Below are 18,930 nucleotides of genomic sequence, written 5' to 3' on the forward strand. Positions count from 1 at the left end.
GGCGAATCACTATGAAGTCAGAAAAATTGCATGAATGGTTTTTTCTTTGATGAAAATTTACCAGCTAAAATCCTGTTTACTCCATCTTTACCGATCATTCATGTTTCGGTTTTAGGTAGAAGTCCAAGGGATACGGAAATTTGGCAATATGCAAAGGATAAAAAACTGGTTATTGGTTATTGTTACGAAATTGGTATTCCTGACAAAGGGAGTTATTTACTGAGGTCATCCGCTCTTTTATTGTCAATAATTTAGCATCCAACTTCCTTGACCTCAATAACTTGGAAGCCATAGTCTGAAGTTCAAAGGCATACTACAGAAATTCTGTCAATGCGTAAGTCCTATTATATTTTTTCGACAATGGCAAGTTAGTTAATGTCGATGACTGGGTTCCTTATTGACGGGTGTAGCGATGACAGTATTATTATCGCCTAAAGGCACTTTCCCCGCTCAAATAATTGATATTATTAGTCCCTATCAGTTAGTCATGAACCAGGGAAAACGAAACAACATCCAAGTAGGACGGCGAATGTTAGTGTAGGAACCAACCATGGAAAAAATTCAAGGTCGATGGGAATATCTAGAAATTCTCAAGGGGAGTGGACGGGTTATCAGCGTAGAGGAAAATAAAGCTACGATTGAATCCGATTACCTAAAGACATTTGAGAATCCTAAAATCGGGGATTCGGTTAAACCAATTTAGCAATTTTATCATGAGTAATCAACTTAAGGAAACAATAGGCGATTATGGCATCGAGAATAGTTTAGATGCCATGATTGACTTAATCGAGTTTGGACGCTTAAGCGAGCTACATAAAGCAGCAATATTAGCCTATTTAAGACAAGCTAAAATTCACATTATCGTTTTAGACGGACAGCAAGAAATCGTTGAATTTACTACTGTTGAGGTAGGCAATGGCTAATTTTTATTATGGAAGTGATTCAGGTCAAAATTACTGGATTAATTTAAATCATGTTTATTTTGTTAATCCAGAAGAAAACAGATTAATTCTGAAAATGTTAGGCGATTATGTCATTGCGGTTGAAGGCGATGATATAATCGCGCTAAAACAGGTTCTTTGGAGTCAGACTTTAAACTGGGAAGATGAGTTTAGGGACGACAAGCGAACCATGAAGATGTTCCCACCAGGGAGGAGGTAGAAGCGAGCAACAGCGAATTCTACCTGGAAGACTGGGAACCAAACTTTGCAAACTTTGATCTGGTTGATGACGATATTCCTATTTAGCCTAATCGCATCCTACCCGCTATTGCGGGGGGAATGGGGTTAGGGTCTAAACCTAATCCTAGTCCGAGAGTGCCTTTTAATATGATTTCAAGCGTTAGCTTGCACCTTAATCGTAAGGCTTCGAGGACTTTTAAGAATTGTGCCTTTTAAAGTGAGATACTTTTTAGAGATGAGGAGTAATTATTTATGGAAGCTGGCGGTTCACAACGAGGGATTTCCCCAACTCTGCGGCAAAGTGGTATCGGTTTAATGTTACTGGCATCGGGGGGAATATTAATCTGGTTTATCGCCTGGTTAAGTAATTTTAGCTTCGGGGGACGCAGTTATCGAGTCACCTTCCTTTTTCCTAATGTGGGTGGCATGATGGTGGGAACCCGCGTCGGTTATCGGGGAGTGAGAATCGGACAAGTGACGGCAATTACCCCAGAACCGGAGGGAGTCGCCGTAGAAGTGGAGATTTCGCCCGCAGATCGCCTAATTCCCAGTAATTCCCTCATCGAAGCCATTCAATCCGGTTTAGTGGGTGAAACCACGATCGATATTACTCCCCTGCAAGCTTTACCCGTCGGTGGTATCAAAGAACCCCCTTTGAGTCCTAACTGCAATGGGGAAGTGATTATCTGTAACGGTTCCCGTTTACAAGGGCAATCGGCGCTAAATGTCAATACCTTGATCAGATCTTTACTGAGAATTTCTAATCTAGTTAGTGATCCCGATATGGTGGCCGGATTTCGTTCCTTTACCCAACGCGCTGCTAATGCCTTGGGGGGACTCGATCGCTTTAGTGGTGAGGCAACCACAGCTTTAAGCGAGGTTCGTCGCAGCGGTACTCTAGGTAAACTTAATTCGGGGATGAGATCTCTAGAATCCTTACCCCAAGTATCCGGTTCCCTCGATCGCCTTTCTAGTGATCTTTCCGGTGTCGGGGGATTGAGTCAGGAAGCGACTACTTTACTGAGAAGTTTACAGGGAAGTGGCGGCCTGAGAAATTTAGACGCTACTCTAGTGGAGGCTCGAAAAACGCTGCTTTTGGTGGGCCAAACTACCGAAGAACTGCGGGTTTTTTTGGCAGCTAATCAAAATCGTTTAATTGCCACTCTCGATAGTATCAAAACTACTAGCGATCGCCTACAAACTACTCTCGCTGCTTTAGATCCCATCCTGACGCAAGTGCAGAAAAGCCAAATTATCGAGAATTTAAACACTATTTCGGCAAATGCTGTTAAATTAAGCGAAAATTTAGGCAACTTTACCGCTTATCTCTCCGATCCTGCCACTGTTGTCACCCTACAGCAACTCCTCGACTCCTCTCGCGCTGCTTTTGCCAATCTTCAGAAAATCACCTCGGATGTGGATGAAATTACCGGTAATCCGCAACTGCGACAGGAAATTATCCGCTTAATTCAGGGTTTAAGTCGTTTGGTTTCTTCTAGCGAACAACTACAGCAGGAATTCGCCCAAGGTCAAGCAATGACAAGAATGGCCGCCCAAATTGCGACAATAGCCCCAAATCCCGCCGCTAATACCCCAGAAAAAGACGCTAAGAAACCTGAATCTAAGTAGGGTTTGCGGCAAAAAGTTTTTCGTGGGGGTAGGGTGTGGGGTGTAGGGTGTGGGGTGTGGGGTTTTAACCATTTTGAGGGGGTCAATTACCTAAAATTCAGGGAAAAAGTCCCTGAATTTTCCCCCCGATCACTCCCATGTCCGGTACTTTTTGATTTCCCAAAAGTCTAAAAGTCTTACCCAACAAGGTTTTTAGATTTATTCAGCAGACCCTAAATACACAACAGTTTGTCTAATTTTTTATCATAGCTAAATGAGGAATTTCTTCACCATGTTGACGATAACTTTCTTTAACGCCTTCCCAAGCTAAAATTAATTGGTTGAGTGCTGTTTGGGGGCTATCAGCAAAAGCGGAAACGCTAGGAATTTCTACTAAGTATGCTATCCAATCTCCCTCCTCATCTTGGAAGATATTAATGCTAAAACCGTTAAAATCCTCGGTTGTTGGATTCATTTTCTTCCTCCTGTATCTTTAAAAATTGTTTAACTTGATAAGCTTTCGCTTCAACGTTTTTTGTCGGTTGAATAGATCGACGGACTCTCTTGGATGAATACCAAATGTGATGACTTCCTGTTTGATGGTCAAAAGTCCAACAATACGATGTCCTTTTAATTGAATATTATCTACTGCCACAAATTCAAAATAATCTTCTAACTGCATAGGTTGTTACCGCTTAAAACCTCAATACTATCCTAGCATATTGTTAAAAAGGTGCCGCAAAATTCAAAATTATTCACCGATTTTAAGCCTATCTGAATATTCAATTTAACCCACCTAGTTTAGATGGGTTAAATTGATAAAAAGAGATTAAGATTGACGTTTGAAAGCAGAACCAATTCCTAATACTCCTAACCCTAATAATCCTAGCATTGATGAAGGTTCGGGAATAGAAGGAGAGGAAAGAGCTATCACTGAGACATTATCCAAAGCAGCTCCCGTAGTTGAGTTGCCTAAACCGGTAAACTCAAGGGTAGTGGTTATGCTGTTAGCGGTAAAATCCCAGGATTTTGATACCCATCCCATATTTGAAGGGCTTTTTCCTGTTATATCAAAAGAAAAGTCAGCAGAATTTCCTCCTGCACTCACTCTCATCTCTTTAATAGTAGGATTTCCGGTTGGATTACCCGCCAGGTCAAAAGTAACCCGATAGGTAGCACCGATGGTTGTGTTGAATGTTTGCTGAATTCCACCACTCGCAAGTCCCTGTAGATCAAGACTTCTAGCACCCTCAGAAGCTTGCCAAAATGTGCCTATATAATCGATTGTTCCTTGGCTAACCGTCCATCCTGTAATTGCTGTGGAAACAGCATCAAGTTGTAGAAAAGAACCAGGGTTGACGGTAGCCGTCTCAAAACTGCCATTTTGAATCAAATTTGCTGCTTGTACAGGGGTGACTATCAAAGCACTCACCGCAAAGACAGACGAAGCAATGGAGAGTTTTAATAAGCTATGCTTACCCCCCCCGAAAATCATTAGTTTTGCTAATCTTTGAGTCATTTTTGAAAATTCCATTCTTAGAAAAATAATTGAAAGCATAGCACAGAAAAGCTTAAAATAGATTAAGAAATAATTAAATTTTTGGCTCTCTTATTCTTTGTTTGATAAGTATTCGCTTGGTTTTCTTGGATATTGGGAGCAAAATGTTTATGGTTGTTACAAATTCTGGGAAGATGGGTTACGACGGATTGATCACCCATCCTTCGTTGTTAATACTTAGTGCCGTCTAACCCATCCTACAATGATTGATAAATTTTTTTTATCACCATAACCCCATGGGGGTATTCGGTTTTTCCCTTCAATCTAATTTAAGTCTATCTGAATATTTAACCCAACCCACCTACCCAGTCAGGGATGAGCTTTTAGATAGAGAGACTTGTGGCAAGATATAATTAAGGTATATTTCGGGGAATAAATTGGATTATGGAAGAACTTTTAGAATTAAAAGCTTTGCTCTTAAAAGGTGATATTAAAGGTTCACTGGCGATTGTAGAAGACCTTGAAGATATGAGCAAAAATGGTATTATTAGCACCATTCGTAGTTATGCTGTTATCTTATTACTTCATTTAATTAAACAACAGGCAGAAAAACGAACTAATCGTTCTTGGGATGTCTCCATTCGCAATAGTGTCCGAGAAATTCAACGCCAAAATAAATGCCGAAATGCGGCAGGATATTATTTAAGTGATGAGGAATTAACAGACACTTTAAACGATGCTTATCTTAATGCTTTGGATGCCGCTTCTTTAGAAGTCGAAGCGGGTCGTTATCAATCGGAGCAAATTGAAGCTATAATTGACAAAAATAAACTGATTAGCGATGCTTTCCTTTTAATCAAAACCTTCTCTCCCTAGAAAGATTATGACAGACTCAATCTCTCAAGAACAAGCCCAAGAAATGTTACGTTGGTTAAACAAAAATCGTGACACCGTGCTTGATTTATATAAGAATAAATACATCGCTTATAATGAAAAAGGGGTGATTGCTCACGGTGAAAATTTACAGAATGTTCTGGAACAAGCCAACACAACCAATCAAGAATTTGTCATTTATCTTGTTCCTCGTTGTCGTTATTCTATTCAAATTTTACCCATTCAAGTTTAAAGTAGTTTAAGTTGATTTTGACAACGGCAAAATTCTATGAAAATAACCCTTTATCAACCGACGTTATCGTTATTATTGCTGCTGTTGCTATCCAGTGGTTGTGCAGTCAATCAGGAAAAAGAGAAAATCACCACTCCGCAAGCGTCTCCCCTAGCAGAAATCCTGCCTTGGCAGACGGTCGAACGGGTTACTATTTTAAAAGCCGATCAGGATCCCATCTATGCTTTGGCCATTAGTCCCGATAACTCTTTACTACTTAGTGGTAGTTTTGACGGTACTGTTAGGGAATGGGACCTAAAAACCCAAAAACCTCTCAGGACGTGGCAACTAGGTGATACCGTTAACGCTATCCAATTTAGTCCCGATGGTGAGAGTTTCGTAACTGCCGATGCGGGGGGAAAAGTGCAACGCTGGAATACGCGTACGGGAAAATTAGAAATGACCTATCCCGGCCATGCTTTTCTCGTTACTGATGCCGCTATTTCTCCCGATGGTAAAACCTTGGCCACGGGTAGCTGGGATCGTACAGTCAAACTCTGGGATTTTCAGACGGGGAAACTGTTAAAAACCCTGCGCGGCCATAATCATCCCATTCAAGCGATCGCATTTAGTCCCGATGGTAAAGGAATTGTTAGCGCCGATTACGATGGCTTCGTTAAACTCTGGAAAGTGAGTACTGGTCGCTTTATTCGTGCCTATGCGGGTAATTTATTCCCCGTTTATCGGGTGCTTTTTTCCAAGGATGGTAATACCGCCGGTACTGCTAGTCAAGACGGTTCGATCCGCGGTTGGCAAGTGAAAAGCGGCATCGGCACCACTACTATTCTCGCCCATAACGACGCTGTTACCGATATGGCCCTGCTCGATGGGGGCAAAGTTTTGGCCAGCACCTCCGGGGATGGAACCGTCAAATTTTGGGATGTTAATACCCGTCGGCACTTGAATACCCTGAAGGGAAACGTCATCTTAAGGATGGTTGCCAGTCAAGATGGTCGTTGGTTAGTCACTGGAGATCAAGACGGTGCGATCGCAATGTGGCGGGGAATCTAATTGACTATAATTAAGACTAGAGTGTTTTCTAGGGCGAAATATAGCTATGGCAGCAGTGATTTTAAACTTAGATACAGTCAATCTCAGCGATGAGCAGTTTTACCGTCTCTGTCAAGTTAACCCAGATTGGCAACTGGAAAGAAACGTTCAAGGAGAATTAATCGTGATGCCACCTGTTGGGGGAATTAGCGGCAACCGAGAGGCCGATTTTATTGGTTTACTTTGGTTGTGGAATCATCAAACCCGATTGGGTAAAGTCTTTAGTTCAGCGACGATTTTTCGTTTACCGAATGGCGGAGATCGCGCTCCCGATGCCGCTTGGGTGAGTTTAACCCGTTGGCAAGCTCTGAGTCGAGAAGAACAGGAGAAATTCCCGCCTATTTGCCCCGATTTCGTTATTGAACTGCGCTCCCGTAGCGATTCCCTCCCGGAAATTCAAGCTAAAATGCGGGAATATCTCCACAGTGGTTTGCGATTAGGTTGGCTAGTTAATCCTCAACAACAACAAGTGGAAATTTATCGTCCTCAGCAACCCGTAGAAATTATAGAACTCCCCGCTAATTTAAGCGGGGAGGATGTCTTACCCGGTTTTAGTCTATTTATCTCTATTTTTGAGTAAAATATCCTTAAAACCGAGGTATGATCAGACCTCTTGTAAAAATCAAAATAGGAGTCGGTCGTCAGTCGTCAGTAGTCAGTAGTCAGGAGAATTAAGAATCAATAATAATCAATTAAATGGTCTATTTACAGATTTTAGGCAATTTAATCCTTGTTTTTGCCGTTTTTGACCCCTCTGAACCCGGAACTATGACTGCTATCGGTTGATCAGGTCTGGGTTTAGCTGGTGCCGCTACCCGTGGTAAACTGCCAGAAAAAGCCAAAACCAAAGTCTAACCCTTCGACTAAGCTCAGGGCGAGATTAGCGAAAATTTCGGTTTAACACTAAAACGGACCCTGTCCGGTTGGACGCATCTCAATTTTGAGGAACTATCTAGGGTCTGCTGAATAAATCTAAAAACCTTGTTGGATAATATCTTTAGTCCTTTTTGAAATCAAAAAGTGCCGGCCATTGGAGTTATCGGGGGGGAAATTCAAGGACTTTTTCCCTGAAAATTAGGTAATTGACCACCTAAAAATGGGTATAAACCCACACCCTACACCCTACTCCTAGGAAAAACTTTTTGCCGCAAACCCTATTTAACTATGACCACCGATACTGTCACCACTCCCTCGCCCAAAAAACTCTGGTTAGCAGCCATTAAACCACCAATGTATAGTGTGGCAATTATACCGATTATTCTGGGAACATCGATCGCTTATCAGGAAACAGGTCTATTTTCTGCCCCGATTTTTGCCACTTTTATCCTCTCAGCTATTTTAATTCTCGCTTGGTTAAATCTCAGCAATGATGTTTTTGATGCCGATACCGGGATCGATGTCAATAAGGCCCATTCGATCGTTAATTTAACCGGTAACAAATCTTTGATTTTCTGGCTGAGTAATCTTTTTCTATTATTAGGCATCGCCGGTATTTTTGCCATTAGTTATTGGCGAGGCGATTGGACTATCCTAGAATTAATCGCCCTCTGCTGTTTTTTGGGCTATACCTATCAAGGTCCTCCCTTCCGTCTCGGTTATCAAGGATTAGGTGAAATTATCTGTTTCTTTACTTTTGGACCCTTGGCGATTGCCGCTGCCTACTATTCCCAAGTCGGTGCTTTTTCTATCTCTAGTCTAGCGGCTTCAATTATTATCGGGATTACCACTTCTATCATCCTTTTTTGTTCCCATTTCCATCAAGTCGCCGATGATCTCAAAGCAGGTAAAAAATCACCTATTGCCCGTTTGGGTACTTTAAAAGGTTCTAGAGTTTTAACCGTAGTGACGGTTCTCGTTTATGTTTTAACGGTAGTTTTTGTCCTGCTGCAAGTTTATCCCCCTCTCACTCTTTTAATCTTCCTTAGTCTCCCTTTCGCTTGGCAATTAGTCCGCCACGTTAACCAAAATCACGACCAACCTCAGCTAGTCAGTAACTGCAAGTTTATAGCGGTTAATCTTCACTTTTTTAGTGGCATTCTCTTCTCCCTTGGCTATTTCCTTTCTTCCCGTTTATAAACCAGATTTTTTTTCTTAAACCCCTTGACAAAACCCCGCCACTTGACCTATACTTGTATTCATAATGGAAATCCGTGCCTGCCTGCGAACCCCTCATTTTTAGGCGGGATAGACCGAAAAAAAATTAACCGACTTGAATCAGTTATCAGTTATCAGATTTGAGTTTTAAGTTCACTGATTACTGTTTACTGTTCACAGAAAACACTTCCCACTTCCTCATTCATCATTCATAATTCATAATTAATCGCCACAAATCAAGGTTAGCATGAGTGAACAACCCCTCGGATCGGTTATTCAAGGTTCCCTGAGTGAAGGTTTAGAAATCCGTCTTTATCCGGATATTTCCGTGGAAGATATGCGCGTCGGTAAGTTTTTGGTTGTGCAAGGCACTCGCTCGCGTTTTTTCTGTCTCCTCACCGATGTCTCCCTGGGTAACTCTAGTCCCCGGATTATCGCGAATCCTCCCCATCCCGATGATAGTTTTATGCGCGATGTTTTGGCGGGTAGCGGTACTTATGGTACTATTGAACTATCACCTATGCTCATGTTTACTCCGACTGGAGGTAATTCTCCCGCAGTTTCCGACACTTCTTTAGGCTCTTTTCAACCCCAAACTAGCGCCGATTTAGAATTACTGCCAGTTAAAACTATTCCGTCCCATTTTAGCCAAGTTTATGAAGCTTGTGAGCAGGATTTTCGCATGGTTTTCGGTTGGGAAGATGACCCCACCAGAAAGAATTTTGCCATTGGTCAACCCCTTGACATGGACGTGCCAATATGTATTAATCTCGATCGCTTTGTGGAACGTAGTAACGGTGTTTTTGGCAAATCGGGGACAGGAAAATCCTTTTTAACCAGATTACTAATTTCGGGCATTATTCGCAAACAAGCAGGGGTTAACCTCATGTTTGATATGCACTCGGAATACGGTTGGGAAGCGATGAAAGAAGGGAAGGATGTTTCTACGGTGAAAGGATTATCTCAATTATTCCCCGGACAGGTAGAAATTTATACCCTCGATCCCGATTCTACCAAACGCCGGGGAGTACGAGGATCGCAGGAATTATTCTTAAGTTATAATCAGATTGAAATCGAGGATATTCGTTTAATCGGTCGGGAATTAGGCATCTCGGAAGCTAGTTTAGATAATGCCAATATTCTCTATAACGAGTATGGAGAATCTTGGATCGTTCAGTTATTAAATATGAGTAACGAGGACATTAAAATCTTCTGTACCGAAAAACAGGGCCATGCGGGATCAATTATGTCCCTCCAGAGAAAATTAATGCGTCTAGATAGTTTGAAATATTTAAAAACTGTTTGTCCCCACAATTATATCGATCAGGTTTTACAAGCTTTAGATGCAGGTAAGCACGTTGTCATTGAATTTGGCTCCCAAAGTAATATGCTTTCCTATATGTTAGCCACCAATATGATCACCCGTCGGATTCATGCTAATTATGTTAAAAAAGCTGAATATTTTTTACAAACCAAAAACCCCGTTGATCGGCCGCAACAGTTAGTGATTACCATTGAAGAAGCTCATCGATTTCTCGATTCTGCCGTGGTACATCAAACTATTTTTGGAACCATCGCCAGAGAGATGCGAAAATACTTTGTTACTCTCTTAATTGTTGACCAAAGACCTTCAGGAATTGATAACGAAGTCATGTCTCAGGTAGGGACAAGAATCACCTGTTTATTAAACGATGAAAAGGACATAGAAGCCATATTTACAGGGGTTTCTGGGGGGGGAAGTTTGCGTTCGGTTTTAGCGAAATTAGACTCAAAACAACAAGCTTTAGTTTTAGGTCATGCGGTCCCTATGCCGGTAGTAATTCGTACTCGCGCCTACGATCAAAAATTCTATGCTGAAATAGGTGCGACCGACTGGCGAGAATTACCCGATGAGGAAGTATTAGCGGCAGCCAAAATTGCTAAAGCCGATCTAGGATTTTAGAAAAATTAATTTTTGATTGTAGAATAGAGTTGGATTGTTTTTACTGTTTACCTCCCATGACCGCTCAAATACCGATCTCGAAGATAAGCTTATACGATCGAGATTTTCAGCTATGGATCGAGACAACCGTTAACCAATTACGACAGGAGGATTTTGCCTCGGTTGACTGGACTAATCTGATCGAGGAATTGGCAAGCATGGGAAAAAATAATCGACACGCTCTCAAAAGTTTGTTAATTCAATTATTAGCTCATCTGCTCAAGTTAGTTTATTGGCAGACGGAAAGAGAGTATAATGCGAATAAATGGGAAGCGGCAATTATTAATTTCCGAGTTCAAATTGCCGATCTGCTGGAAGACAGTCCTAGTTTAAAACCTTATCTCCTCGAAATTTTCGATTCTTGTTATGGAAAAGCTAGGCAAATAGTCTCGAAATTGAGCAAGCAAGAAATTCCTATAGAAGTCATTATTACCCCAGCAGAAACCCTGGATGAAAACTGGTTTCCCTAACTATGCAACAAGGTGATTTAATCGAGATCGAGATTACCGACCTCAACCATACGGGCGAAGGTGTGGGAAAATACCGAGGACAGGTGATTTTTGTGCCAGATACGGTCATTGGCGATCGCATTCAAACTCGCATCACCTATATCAAAAAAAGTCATGCGATCGGCAAACTACAAACTATTCTACAGGCTTCTCCCCATCGTATCCGGCCTCGCTGCATTGTCGCCGATAAATGTGGTGGCTGTCAATGGCAACACATCGAGGATCAATTTCAGCGCCTGGTCAAAAAAGAGCAAGTACAAGAGGTATTAACCAGAATTGGCGGTTTTACCGAGCCTTTGGTTTATCCTCCCCTCACCGGTAATTCTCCCCTCGCTTATCGCAATAAAGCTACCTATCCCCTCGGATTTTCCCCCACCGGCAATGTGCAAGCGGGTTATTATCGTCGCAGCAGCCATCATCTGATTAATCTCAATCAATGTCCGATTCAAGATCAGGCTTTAAATCCGTTTCTAGCAGAGATAAAACAGGACATTCAGGAGCAAGGCTGGTCAATTTACGATGAAAAGACCCATCAAGGACAATTACGCCATTTATCCCTAAGAATTGGCCGCCACACGGGAGAAATTTTATTAACCCTGATTAGTACCGATAATAATTTACAGGGAATTGAGGCACAGGCGCAGCAATGGCTGGCAAAATACGCCAATTTAGTCGGTGTAACCGTCAATTATAACCCCGATCGAGGTAATGCTATTTTTGGCAGTCAGACCACAACTATCGCCGGAAGGGACTATATTACCGAAAAGTTCGCCGGATTAACCTATCAATTGGCTGCCGATACCTTTTTTCAGGTTAATACAGAGGCTGCTGAAGCCTTATTTGCGGTTATTTGTCAGAAATTAGACCTTAAGGGTGAAGAAATGCTTATTGATGCCTACTGTGGCATCGGTACTTTTACTTTACCCCTCGCTAAACGGGTTAAAGAGGTGATTGGACTAGAATCCTATAGCTTTTCCCTCGATCGAGCCAAGATTAACGCCCAATTAAATAATATTACCAACACAACTTTTATTTTGGGGGCAGTAGAAAAAACTTTACCGCAACTGACAGTTAAACCCGACATTATTCTACTCGATCCGCCCCGCAAAGGTTGCGATCGATCTGTCCTCGATAGTCTGTTACAGCTGCAAAGTCAACGCATTGTTTATATCAGTTGTCAAAGTGCAACTTTAGCCAGAGACTTGCAATATCTCTGTCAAACAGGCGATTATCAACTACTAGAAGTGCAAACCGCCGATTTCTTTCCCCAAACTCCCCACGTCGAATGCGCTGCTTTTCTTAGACAAAAAACAGCGAATATGGTAGGATGAAACAAGGGGAAAAACCCGATCCTTTAGCCGTTTATGGCTGAAAAGTCAATGGTTAAGGATAATAGCATATTAAGCCCCGTTCCAGTCAACTACTTTTTTGATTAACTACTCGCTCAAAGCTGCCTTGATTCTCGATTGGTGTGTAGATCAATCAAAAAAATATCTAATCCATCTCAGAGACAGAAAAGGGGCAGAATATGACTTATTAGGTATGGCAATCATCTAGATCGACGGTTAAGAGACCTTAATCTTTCTGTAAGAGAATAGTCATTGAATAAAAGCTAGAGGTAAAGCGCGTGATTGCTATTTCACTGCCAACAAGCAAACGAAGCTGGAACACCATGAGTTTCGCTTCCACCTTGTATCTTTGTCCGATTTTAGATTTATTGACCGCTAGTATTCCCGAAGAATTAGAACCAGAAATTAGATTAGGATTGCAAGAAGCTTTAGTTAATGCCGCTAAACACGGCAATCATCTCGATCCGGGCAAAACCGTGGTCGTTCACTTTTCCAGCAGTAAAGACGAGTATTCTTGGGTAATTACCGACGAAGGTTGTGGATTTACCCCCCGTTGTCACCATCATGGCTGTAGTTGCGATTGTCCCAATTTTCCCCCCGAAGAAGCGGAAAATGGCCGAGGACTGTGTATATTATATCAAATCTTCGACCAAGTTGACTGGAATCAAAAAGGAACCCAACTGAAACTTTGTAAACAAATTAAACAGGAACGCGGGTTCACCTAATGACCATGACCGTGAGAAGGACAGGGAGGAGCAGAAATTGAGCGATCGAGCCAGCCTGTAGCCTGTTGTAGCCGAGGAAGTGCTTCTTCTGGCTGATTATCTAATAAAAACACCAAAGCCGTCCCTAATTGTTCGGCAGCCCGAGCATTACGATGGGCTTTCAGACGATGCCAGTCAATCGGTGCGATCGCCAAACGTTCCGCCAAAATCCGCGCCAATTCCAGGGTAGATAGATGATCAACAGTCTGAGATGAGGAGGAGACAGGGGATGGAATCATAATCAAAAGGTTTCGTAAAACCGTAAAATCGTCTATAACTATAGTTTAGACGCAGGTAATCGGATCGAGTCCATGTCCTTAGAAGAAAACCCATACCCTAGCGATGAATCGGCAGAATTTACCCAAGCGATTGAAGAAGTCGAAGCGGCGATCGCATCACTAAAAGACCGTTATCGACAGATCAGCGAAGCAGAACAGCAAAAAAAAGACCTAGAGGCACAATTTAGTCAAATAGAACCCCAATGGCGGGAAAATCCCCTACCTGAACTAGAAAAGGAATTGGTACAAATTCGCGAACAGATTCAAGAATTAGAGGTAATTTTAGAAAGCAATTTACTCAAAGAAGGGGAATTAAAGCGCCTATTCTGGGAAGGAATCCGTCGCGGACTGCTGGGGGAAGTTTTTTGGCAAATTGTCCGCTTTGGTGGTATCGGAGTCTTACTGGGTTGGATTCTGCGATCCTGCAGCGGGTGATTAACTGCACAGGAGTGGGGTGTGGGGAGAGGGGAGTGTTGCCTTGAGAAGCTGATTAGGGTTCAGTTCCATCCAGACGGATTTGACAATCATTGGCATCGAGCGTATCTAGAGGATCGCCGTTATAAGTACCTTGTTTAACTATTCCTAGCAGAGAAGCCATAACTATACATTTTCTTTCTTGGTTGGGATAGGGCGCGGCGGAGGCATTGGCGGCGGGATATAATACGATTATCGCTTGGTTTTCCGGCGGAGTAAAGGTTAACCCCGGTACATGACCCCGAAAGGAAAACTGCACCCCCGGACTGCCGCCTAGGGTGGGAAAATTACTCACCACCATAAATACTTCCTGCGGCAGACTTAAGGAAAGCTCGTTAGCATTCTCTGGCAGTGGCAGAATCAAGGGATTCGCCTTATCATTATTCGCCACTAAACAACCCGCTTCACTGGCAGTTATTTGCGAGTAAACCGTGGGATTAGTGCCAGTCCCGTTAGTAAAATTAATCGTGCAAATTCTCCCTCGACGCATAGCTTGTTTTTGGGCATCCTGTAGGGCTGATTGTATAGAATCGGTGGCTTCTTGGACTTTATTCCTATTCAACCAAGCTAATAAATTAGGTAGGGTTAAGGCGGCAAGAATTCCCGTAATTGCCAAAGCTATCAAAATTTCTAACAGGGTAAAACCCTGATTTTTATGATGGACATTTAAACGACGCATCGGGAATCACCTCGACAGAACTTTCAGCAATAACATTTTCTTGGTTGGGGTAATCTTTAGGAGTTTTATCTGTTGCTAATTTAACTTGATAATCAATACGGAGACGATGGGGATTAGCCGATTGGTTAGTAATATTAAAAGTTCGATAGAGAGAATAGTTTTTTTTACCGACAATTGGTCTTGTCTCTACTAATTTTTCCGTCGGTATAGCGGTGGTGGGGAGGGGAGTATTCGTTAGTTGTCTTCTTAAAGCTGTGGCATAACCCTCCGTTCCTGTACACACATCCTTACTGACATTGGGGTTGGCAGGACTGGAGTTCACATCTAAACTCGAAGCTAAAGCTTTAACAGACTCGAAGTCTTCTTGAATCCAAAAGTTAGCTCTAGCTTGTCTTTCTGCCCGAACTTTATATAAGGCATTCACTGCCATTAACTGTAAGGTTCCTGTTAAGAAAGCGGTAATAGTTAAAATGGCAATGATCACTTCTAACATCGAGAAACCCGACTCGGACGACGGCAGTTTCAACTGTATCCCCTTTCCTTTTGATTTCACTTATCAACCCCCCCCGTTTTTCCTGAAAACTACTGGCTTTTTTTAGCTCTCAACTACAGAGTACCCAGATAACTCTAGTCAGGGAATTAATTCCCCGAAAACCCTATTGCTCAAGTGAGTCAGATTGTCTGAACTCTCATGCAGTTAGCATTGTACACTAATCTATTCTTTCTTTGTCGGCGATCGAGATTACACTTAACCAGTAATTTAGATACACTAACAAGCTTATCCGCCTAAAATAGCAATGCCTACGCCGATTAACAGAATTAATCCGCCATAAATGACTTCTTGGGCTGGTATTTCACCAAAAATGAACACTCCTAACAGACTAGCGGCGATTGGCTCTAATAAAATTACCATGGTTACTATTGTCGGTGCTATCCATCGCAAAGCCCAGTTAAAGCTAGTATGACCGATTAATTGCGGAAAAATCGCCATCATTAACACATAAACATACACGGATAAGGGATAGCTTTCGTAACCTTGACCGAATAAAAAAATAGAAGGTAATAAAACTAATCCTGCGGTAGTGTAGGCTACAGTTATATAATTCTTAATATTTAAGCCCTTTCTTTGTGCTTCCCGTCCGAGGAGAATATAACCACTAACGAGAATTGCCCCAATTAAAGCCAAGCTATTGCCCAATAAAGGGTTAGGATAAGAACTACTGAGAGATTGATCGGCTAAAACAATGAATAATCCCCCCGTTAGAGCCACAAAAATGCCGATAAAGGTTAATTTGCTCGGTTTTTCTCGAAACCACCACCAACCCAACAGAGAAACCCAGAGGGGATTAGTGGTGACTAAAGTGGTAGAAGCGGCGATCGATGTGTAAGATAGAGAAGTAATCCAAGTAGCAAAATGGAGAGCTAAACAAAATCCCGCTCCCACTGCGTAATAATAGGCTTGAACAGGGACTTTTTGGCGTGATAAGGTAAACCAGTTCGGAATTAGGACAACAGAAGCCAATATCAGACGAGAAGTGGCTAAAAATAAACTAAATGCGATCGTAGCATTACCTACCGCTTCGATCGCTAACCGGATAAAAATTGCCGATGCAGAAACCGACACTACACCGATAGTTAAAATAAAAATAATTTTGGCGTTGGAAGGAGGCAAAATGGGCTACGCTTGCGTGATGATCAATGATGTTGTTTACCATTGTCAGTGATCAGTGATCAGTAATCAGTAATCAGTGATCAGGATTCAGGATTCAGGAGTCGGGAGTCAGGATTCAGGAGATTATTTTTATTTATTCTTCTCATCACCCCACTTCCCCATCCCCCATCTCCCCATCTCCTATTTACTTAATCTATGGAACTACCAGAATTAAATATAGAGACAATTTGGGCGATTATTAACGATGAAATTGACGACGAAACCGTTAATAAATTGGTCTGGCAAAGTTTAGGTTATCGCTACGATGAAAGTCAAGGAAAATGGGATAATAGTCAAGTAGAGGAAGATTGGCGAGGTGAATATCCTCAACCCCCGGATTTTATTGGCAATCGTCCCCCAACAGTAAAATTAACTCGATCGATCTTGCCAGAAAATAAACAATTATTAAAAGATAAATTGGGGTTTACTGGTTATAAAATTGGCGAATTCAATCCCCGCATGACTCGCCGTGCCACCGCCGCTAATTGGTTGTGCTTTTATGCGTTAAAATAGATGAGGAAAGTTATTTTATCAAGCTTCTAGCATGGTCACTATCCCTGTCAAGTCCTCCTCTCATCCCCTAGCATCCTATATTGATCGTCTCACTGCTGGGGAAGCATTGTTAAAAGATACTCCCCAGAATTTGATCGAGGTAGTGGGTATCCTGAAAAGTTATGGAGTGGTGTTAGATGCTTATTCCAAAAATTTAATTTATATTGCAGAAAATCAGTTTTTGGTTTTTTTCCCCTTCTTTAAATATTTTAATGGTCAAGTATCTTGGCAGAAATTACTCCAACACTGGTGGCACGATCGCATTAATTTTGAGTATGCTGAATACTGTATGAAAGCCATGTTTTGGCATGGTGGGGGTGGTTTAGATAGTTATGTAGATAGTGTCGCTTTTCGGGAAGTAACAGCCAAGGTTATTCAAGCCAAATTTAGGAATAATCCGCTAGTTTTAATTTTAAATAAAGTCTTTCCTGAATTTTTGCCAGAACAAATGCGGATGATGGCCTACTATAGCGGTTTAGGTCAATTTTGGCGAATTATGGCCGATACTTTTTTAAGTTTATCCGATCTCTACGATGCCGGAAAAATTAGCAGTATTCCCGCAGTGGTGGCACACATTAAGAAAAATTTAGTCGATAATGCTAGTCAAGCAATTGTCTATCAGGTAAAAATCAAAGGACAAACCTATGATCTTATCCCCAAATCGGCAGGATTAACCTTTCTTGCGGATACGGCAATCCCCTACGTTGAGGCGGTTTTCTTTCGCGGAACACCTTTCCCCGGTACAATTTCCTATAATGCCCAAGCCTATCAAATTCCCTACGATCAAGGAATGTTTGCCTATGGTGCTTTGTATGCGGATCCTTTACCCATCGGAGGTGCAGGGATTCCTCCCACACTATTAATGCAGGATATGCGTCACTTTTTACCAGATTATCTGCACGACATTTATAAAAAGAGTTTTCGTCAAGAAGAAGATTTATTAGTCCAGATCTGCGAAACTTTTCAAAAGTCGATGTTTTGTGTAACAACGGCAGCCATTCAAGGATTAGCACCTTACCCTTTAACTACCACAGATTTAAAAGAGCAAAAAGCCAATCGCATCTATCTAGAAGCATGGATGAATCGCTTTGTTAAGTCAAGATTAGAAGCGGTAAATCAATAATTATTCTGCCGATAAATCGCTAATTTTTGCAGTCAACAAACCCCTTTACATTTATGTCAGATATTAACGTCCAACTTCAGGATATTTTAGTTCAATTGCAATCTTTAACCGAACGGGTTGCCCTGATCGAAGCGCGTCAGATGTTAGTTCCGGACATCGAGCGCTATAGTAAATTACAGCAATTCCTAGCTGAGGGGAACTTTAGGGAGGCAGACGCAGAAACTCTCCGAGTTATCCTCGAAGCTGCCGGCAGAACCCGCGATACTTTAACCCCAGAGGATATGATGCGGTTTCCAGTTAATGTGATTCGGGTACTCGATCGCCTTTGGAAAAATTATAGCGGCGATCATTTCGGTTTTAGCAATCAGGTGAAGTTATATTTTGCCGTTGGGGGTAGTATTAATACCCTGCGTACCCAAGACGCGGAAACGATTAGAAAATTTGGGGAATTGGTAGGATGGCGCGACAAAGATGAGTGGCGTATCGATGATTATGATCACTGGGATTTTAGTCTCGCAGCTCCTCAAGGCTGTTTTCCCGCTCTCTGGTGGAAGTCTCCCTACGGGTTAAAAATGGTGACTTTTTGTTTTACTCGCCTGATAGAGTGCGATTTATAGACAATGAAAGGAATTATCGGCTATTTTCATGCTTTATTTTCCCCCCAATTTGCCCCCACTGGGATAAAAGTGGCTGTAATAGTGGGTACAATTTTATTGACAATTAACCACGGTTATGCTATAATTTCTGGCCGCATGACAAGCGATCGCTGGCTGGCGGCATTACTGACTTATCGAAAATTTGGGTTAAAACCCCGTCGTTTTACGACGGCTTTAAGCTAAAATGGAAAAAGCGATAACCAAGCTAAAAACTGAACCTTGACAACAGATAGTAGGGGGTTTCGTTCAGAAAAGACT

At 42.0% G+C, this 18,930-nt stretch carries 27 protein-coding genes; 20 read left to right on the forward strand and 7 right to left on the reverse strand.

The annotated features are described in order from the left end of the window. The first annotated feature begins 30 nt into the window (after positions 1–30). The 6 genes from BGL89_RS01035 (at position 31) to BGL89_RS01060 (ending at position 2,810) form a co-directional block, all read left to right on the forward strand. Positions 31–255, forward strand: coding sequence for a hypothetical protein (locus BGL89_RS01035; protein ID WP_286823782.1), 225 nt, complete (start codon positions 31–33; stop codon positions 253–255). Between the two features lie 157 nt (positions 256–412). Beyond that, positions 413–541 (forward strand): hypothetical protein, encoded by a 129-nt coding sequence (locus tag BGL89_RS01040; RefSeq protein WP_286823783.1) that lies wholly within the window; start codon positions 413–415, stop codon positions 539–541. Between the two features lie 9 nt (positions 542–550). Next, positions 551–703 (forward strand): hypothetical protein, encoded by a 153-nt coding sequence (locus BGL89_RS01045; RefSeq protein ID WP_286823784.1) that lies wholly within the window; start codon positions 551–553, stop codon positions 701–703. Between the two features lie 10 nt (positions 704–713). Further along, a complete protein-coding gene (locus tag BGL89_RS01050) occupies positions 714–923 on the forward strand; it encodes a hypothetical protein (protein WP_286823786.1) in 210 nt (69 codons plus the stop codon). Beyond that, a complete protein-coding gene (locus BGL89_RS01055) occupies positions 916–1,161 on the forward strand; it encodes a hypothetical protein (protein WP_286823788.1) in 246 nt (81 codons plus the stop codon). The genes BGL89_RS01050 and BGL89_RS01055 overlap by 8 nt, the downstream gene beginning before the upstream one ends. A 272-nt stretch (positions 1,162–1,433) precedes the next feature. After that, a complete protein-coding gene (locus BGL89_RS01060; RefSeq protein ID WP_286823789.1) occupies positions 1,434–2,810 on the forward strand; it encodes an MlaD family protein in 1,377 nt (458 codons plus the stop codon). Between the two features lie 232 nt (positions 2,811–3,042). Here the strand turns inward: BGL89_RS01060 and BGL89_RS01065 are convergent, their stop codons facing one another. From BGL89_RS01065 to BGL89_RS01075, 3 genes are all read right to left on the reverse strand, one after another. Then, complete coding sequence (locus tag BGL89_RS01065; protein WP_286823790.1) at positions 3,043–3,264, reverse strand: type II toxin-antitoxin system HicB family antitoxin; 222 nt, start codon at positions 3,262–3,264, stop codon at positions 3,043–3,045. A gap of 18 nt (positions 3,265–3,282) precedes the next feature. Then, positions 3,283–3,471, reverse strand: a complete 189-nt coding sequence (locus BGL89_RS01070) for a hypothetical protein (protein ID WP_286823791.1) — start codon at positions 3,469–3,471, stop codon at positions 3,283–3,285. A gap of 147 nt (positions 3,472–3,618) precedes the next feature. Then, on the reverse strand, positions 3,619–4,308 hold the full coding sequence (locus tag BGL89_RS01075) for a choice-of-anchor C family PEP-CTERM protein (RefSeq protein ID WP_286823793.1): 690 nt from the start codon (positions 4,306–4,308) through the stop codon (positions 3,619–3,621). A gap of 423 nt (positions 4,309–4,731) precedes the next feature. Here BGL89_RS01075 and BGL89_RS01080 point away from each other — a divergent pair, with 423 nt between their 5' ends. The 9 genes from BGL89_RS01080 (at position 4,732) to BGL89_RS01120 (ending at position 13,160) form a co-directional block, all read left to right on the forward strand. Beyond that, positions 4,732–5,163, forward strand: a complete 432-nt coding sequence (locus BGL89_RS01080; protein WP_286823794.1) for a DUF29 family protein — start codon at positions 4,732–4,734, stop codon at positions 5,161–5,163. Between the two features lie 7 nt (positions 5,164–5,170). Next, complete coding sequence (locus BGL89_RS01085) at positions 5,171–5,413, forward strand: DUF5678 domain-containing protein (RefSeq protein ID WP_286823795.1); 243 nt, start codon at positions 5,171–5,173, stop codon at positions 5,411–5,413. Positions 5,414–5,449: 36 nt separating this feature from the next. Next, positions 5,450–6,463: a WD40 repeat domain-containing protein gene (locus tag BGL89_RS01090; RefSeq protein ID WP_286823796.1), complete on the forward strand. Its 1,014-nt coding sequence runs from the start codon at positions 5,450–5,452 to the stop codon at positions 6,461–6,463. A gap of 46 nt (positions 6,464–6,509) precedes the next feature. Continuing rightward, positions 6,510–7,082 carry a Uma2 family endonuclease gene (locus tag BGL89_RS01095; protein ID WP_286823797.1) on the forward strand — a complete coding sequence of 191 codons (573 nt, stop codon included), beginning with the start codon at positions 6,510–6,512 and terminating at the stop codon, positions 7,080–7,082. 584 nt (positions 7,083–7,666) lie between these two features. Further along, positions 7,667–8,578, forward strand: a complete 912-nt coding sequence (gene menA, locus BGL89_RS01100; protein WP_286823798.1) for a 2-carboxy-1,4-naphthoquinone phytyltransferase — start codon at positions 7,667–7,669, stop codon at positions 8,576–8,578. Positions 8,579–8,843: 265 nt separating this feature from the next. Beyond that, positions 8,844–10,538 carry a helicase HerA domain-containing protein gene (locus tag BGL89_RS01105; RefSeq protein WP_286823800.1) on the forward strand — a complete coding sequence of 565 codons (1,695 nt, stop codon included), beginning with the start codon at positions 8,844–8,846 and terminating at the stop codon, positions 10,536–10,538. Between the two features lie 56 nt (positions 10,539–10,594). Further along, positions 10,595–11,047: a DUF29 domain-containing protein gene (locus tag BGL89_RS01110; protein WP_286823801.1), complete on the forward strand. Its 453-nt coding sequence runs from the start codon at positions 10,595–10,597 to the stop codon at positions 11,045–11,047. 2 nt (positions 11,048–11,049) lie between these two features. Beyond that, positions 11,050–12,417: a 23S rRNA (uracil(1939)-C(5))-methyltransferase RlmD gene (rlmD, locus tag BGL89_RS01115; protein ID WP_286823802.1), complete on the forward strand. Its 1,368-nt coding sequence runs from the start codon at positions 11,050–11,052 to the stop codon at positions 12,415–12,417. Positions 12,418–12,758: 341 nt separating this feature from the next. Further along, the gene (locus BGL89_RS01120) at positions 12,759–13,160 is read left to right on the forward strand and encodes an ATP-binding protein (RefSeq protein WP_286823803.1); all 402 of its coding nucleotides are present in this window, start codon (positions 12,759–12,761) and stop codon (positions 13,158–13,160) included. On the opposite strand, the gene BGL89_RS01125 is transcribed toward BGL89_RS01120, so the two are convergent. Continuing rightward, positions 13,157–13,438 (reverse strand): DUF6439 family protein, encoded by a 282-nt coding sequence (locus BGL89_RS01125; protein WP_286823804.1) that lies wholly within the window; start codon positions 13,436–13,438, stop codon positions 13,157–13,159. The two genes, BGL89_RS01120 and BGL89_RS01125, sit on opposite strands and share 4 nt — an antisense overlap. A 72-nt stretch (positions 13,439–13,510) precedes the next feature. Here BGL89_RS01125 and BGL89_RS01130 point away from each other — a divergent pair, with 72 nt between their 5' ends. After that, positions 13,511–13,912, forward strand: a complete 402-nt coding sequence (locus BGL89_RS01130) for a sll0565 family protein (RefSeq protein ID WP_286823805.1) — start codon at positions 13,511–13,513, stop codon at positions 13,910–13,912. Positions 13,913–13,967: 55 nt separating this feature from the next. Here BGL89_RS01130 and BGL89_RS01135 read toward each other — a convergent pair whose 3' ends face one another. The 3 genes from BGL89_RS01135 to BGL89_RS01145 all read right to left on the reverse strand — a co-directional run bounded on the left by BGL89_RS01135 (position 13,968) and on the right by BGL89_RS01145 (position 16,302). Continuing rightward, positions 13,968–14,630, reverse strand: coding sequence for a pilus assembly FimT family protein (locus tag BGL89_RS01135; protein ID WP_286823806.1), 663 nt, complete (start codon positions 14,628–14,630; stop codon positions 13,968–13,970). Beyond that, a complete protein-coding gene (locus BGL89_RS01140; protein WP_286823807.1) occupies positions 14,605–15,123 on the reverse strand; it encodes a type 4 pilin in 519 nt (172 codons plus the stop codon). The genes BGL89_RS01135 and BGL89_RS01140 overlap by 26 nt, the downstream gene beginning before the upstream one ends. Positions 15,124–15,408: 285 nt before the next feature. Next, positions 15,409–16,302, reverse strand: coding sequence for a DMT family transporter (locus BGL89_RS01145; RefSeq protein ID WP_286823808.1), 894 nt, complete (start codon positions 16,300–16,302; stop codon positions 15,409–15,411). Positions 16,303–16,497: 195 nt separating this feature from the next. On the opposite strand from BGL89_RS01145, the gene BGL89_RS01150 reads away from it, so the two are divergent. From BGL89_RS01150 to nrtS, 4 genes are read left to right on the forward strand one after another with little or no spacing between them, the layout of a single operon-like run. Then, positions 16,498–16,854 (forward strand): DUF1823 family protein, encoded by a 357-nt coding sequence (locus tag BGL89_RS01150; RefSeq protein ID WP_286823809.1) that lies wholly within the window; start codon positions 16,498–16,500, stop codon positions 16,852–16,854. A 31-nt stretch (positions 16,855–16,885) separates the two neighbouring features. Then, positions 16,886–18,016: a CO2 hydration protein gene (locus BGL89_RS01155; protein ID WP_286823810.1), complete on the forward strand. Its 1,131-nt coding sequence runs from the start codon at positions 16,886–16,888 to the stop codon at positions 18,014–18,016. A 53-nt stretch (positions 18,017–18,069) separates the two neighbouring features. Further along, positions 18,070–18,633, forward strand: a complete 564-nt coding sequence (locus BGL89_RS01160) for a GUN4 domain-containing protein (protein ID WP_286823811.1) — start codon at positions 18,070–18,072, stop codon at positions 18,631–18,633. 3 nt (positions 18,634–18,636) lie between these two features. Further along, on the forward strand, positions 18,637–18,855 hold the full coding sequence (gene nrtS, locus BGL89_RS01165; RefSeq protein WP_286823812.1) for a nitrate/nitrite transporter NrtS: 219 nt from the start codon (positions 18,637–18,639) through the stop codon (positions 18,853–18,855). Positions 18,856–18,930 lie beyond the last annotated feature (75 nt).

Origin of the sequence: Microcystis sp. LSC13-02 (assembly GCA_002282935.1) — a bacterium.
Classification (GTDB): Bacteria; Cyanobacteriota; Cyanobacteriia; order Cyanobacteriales; family Microcystaceae; genus Microcystis.

Coding starts and splice junctions, on each gene's coding strand:
- BGL89_RS01035 (WP_286823782.1), top strand. CDS start 31: ATGAATGGTTTTTTCTTTGATGAAAATTTACCAGCTAAAATCCTGTTT.
- BGL89_RS01040 (WP_286823783.1), top strand. CDS start 413: ATGACAGTATTATTATCGCCTAAAGGCACTTTCCCCGCTCAAATAATT.
- BGL89_RS01045 (WP_286823784.1), top strand. CDS start 551: ATGGAAAAAATTCAAGGTCGATGGGAATATCTAGAAATTCTCAAGGGG.
- BGL89_RS01050 (WP_286823786.1), top strand. CDS start 714: ATGAGTAATCAACTTAAGGAAACAATAGGCGATTATGGCATCGAGAAT.
- BGL89_RS01055 (WP_286823788.1), top strand. CDS start 916: ATGGCTAATTTTTATTATGGAAGTGATTCAGGTCAAAATTACTGGATT.
- BGL89_RS01060 (WP_286823789.1), top strand. CDS start 1,434: ATGGAAGCTGGCGGTTCACAACGAGGGATTTCCCCAACTCTGCGGCAA.
- BGL89_RS01065 (WP_286823790.1), bottom strand. CDS start 3,264: ATGAATCCAACAACCGAGGATTTTAACGGTTTTAGCATTAATATCTTC.
- BGL89_RS01070 (WP_286823791.1), bottom strand. CDS start 3,471: ATGCAGTTAGAAGATTATTTTGAATTTGTGGCAGTAGATAATATTCAA.
- BGL89_RS01075 (WP_286823793.1), bottom strand. CDS start 4,308: ATGACTCAAAGATTAGCAAAACTAATGATTTTCGGGGGGGGTAAGCAT.
- BGL89_RS01080 (WP_286823794.1), top strand. CDS start 4,732: ATGGAAGAACTTTTAGAATTAAAAGCTTTGCTCTTAAAAGGTGATATT.
- BGL89_RS01085 (WP_286823795.1), top strand. CDS start 5,171: ATGACAGACTCAATCTCTCAAGAACAAGCCCAAGAAATGTTACGTTGG.
- BGL89_RS01090 (WP_286823796.1), top strand. CDS start 5,450: ATGAAAATAACCCTTTATCAACCGACGTTATCGTTATTATTGCTGCTG.
- BGL89_RS01095 (WP_286823797.1), top strand. CDS start 6,510: ATGGCAGCAGTGATTTTAAACTTAGATACAGTCAATCTCAGCGATGAG.
- menA (WP_286823798.1), top strand. CDS start 7,667: ATGACCACCGATACTGTCACCACTCCCTCGCCCAAAAAACTCTGGTTA.
- BGL89_RS01105 (WP_286823800.1), top strand. CDS start 8,844: ATGAGTGAACAACCCCTCGGATCGGTTATTCAAGGTTCCCTGAGTGAA.
- BGL89_RS01110 (WP_286823801.1), top strand. CDS start 10,595: ATGACCGCTCAAATACCGATCTCGAAGATAAGCTTATACGATCGAGAT.
- rlmD (WP_286823802.1), top strand. CDS start 11,050: ATGCAACAAGGTGATTTAATCGAGATCGAGATTACCGACCTCAACCAT.
- BGL89_RS01120 (WP_286823803.1), top strand. CDS start 12,759: ATGAGTTTCGCTTCCACCTTGTATCTTTGTCCGATTTTAGATTTATTG.
- BGL89_RS01125 (WP_286823804.1), bottom strand. CDS start 13,438: ATGATTCCATCCCCTGTCTCCTCCTCATCTCAGACTGTTGATCATCTA.
- BGL89_RS01130 (WP_286823805.1), top strand. CDS start 13,511: ATGTCCTTAGAAGAAAACCCATACCCTAGCGATGAATCGGCAGAATTT.
- BGL89_RS01135 (WP_286823806.1), bottom strand. CDS start 14,630: ATGCGTCGTTTAAATGTCCATCATAAAAATCAGGGTTTTACCCTGTTA.
- BGL89_RS01140 (WP_286823807.1), bottom strand. CDS start 15,123: ATGTTAGAAGTGATCATTGCCATTTTAACTATTACCGCTTTCTTAACA.
- BGL89_RS01150 (WP_286823809.1), top strand. CDS start 16,498: ATGGAACTACCAGAATTAAATATAGAGACAATTTGGGCGATTATTAAC.
- BGL89_RS01155 (WP_286823810.1), top strand. CDS start 16,886: ATGGTCACTATCCCTGTCAAGTCCTCCTCTCATCCCCTAGCATCCTAT.
- BGL89_RS01160 (WP_286823811.1), top strand. CDS start 18,070: ATGTCAGATATTAACGTCCAACTTCAGGATATTTTAGTTCAATTGCAA.
- nrtS (WP_286823812.1), top strand. CDS start 18,637: ATGAAAGGAATTATCGGCTATTTTCATGCTTTATTTTCCCCCCAATTT.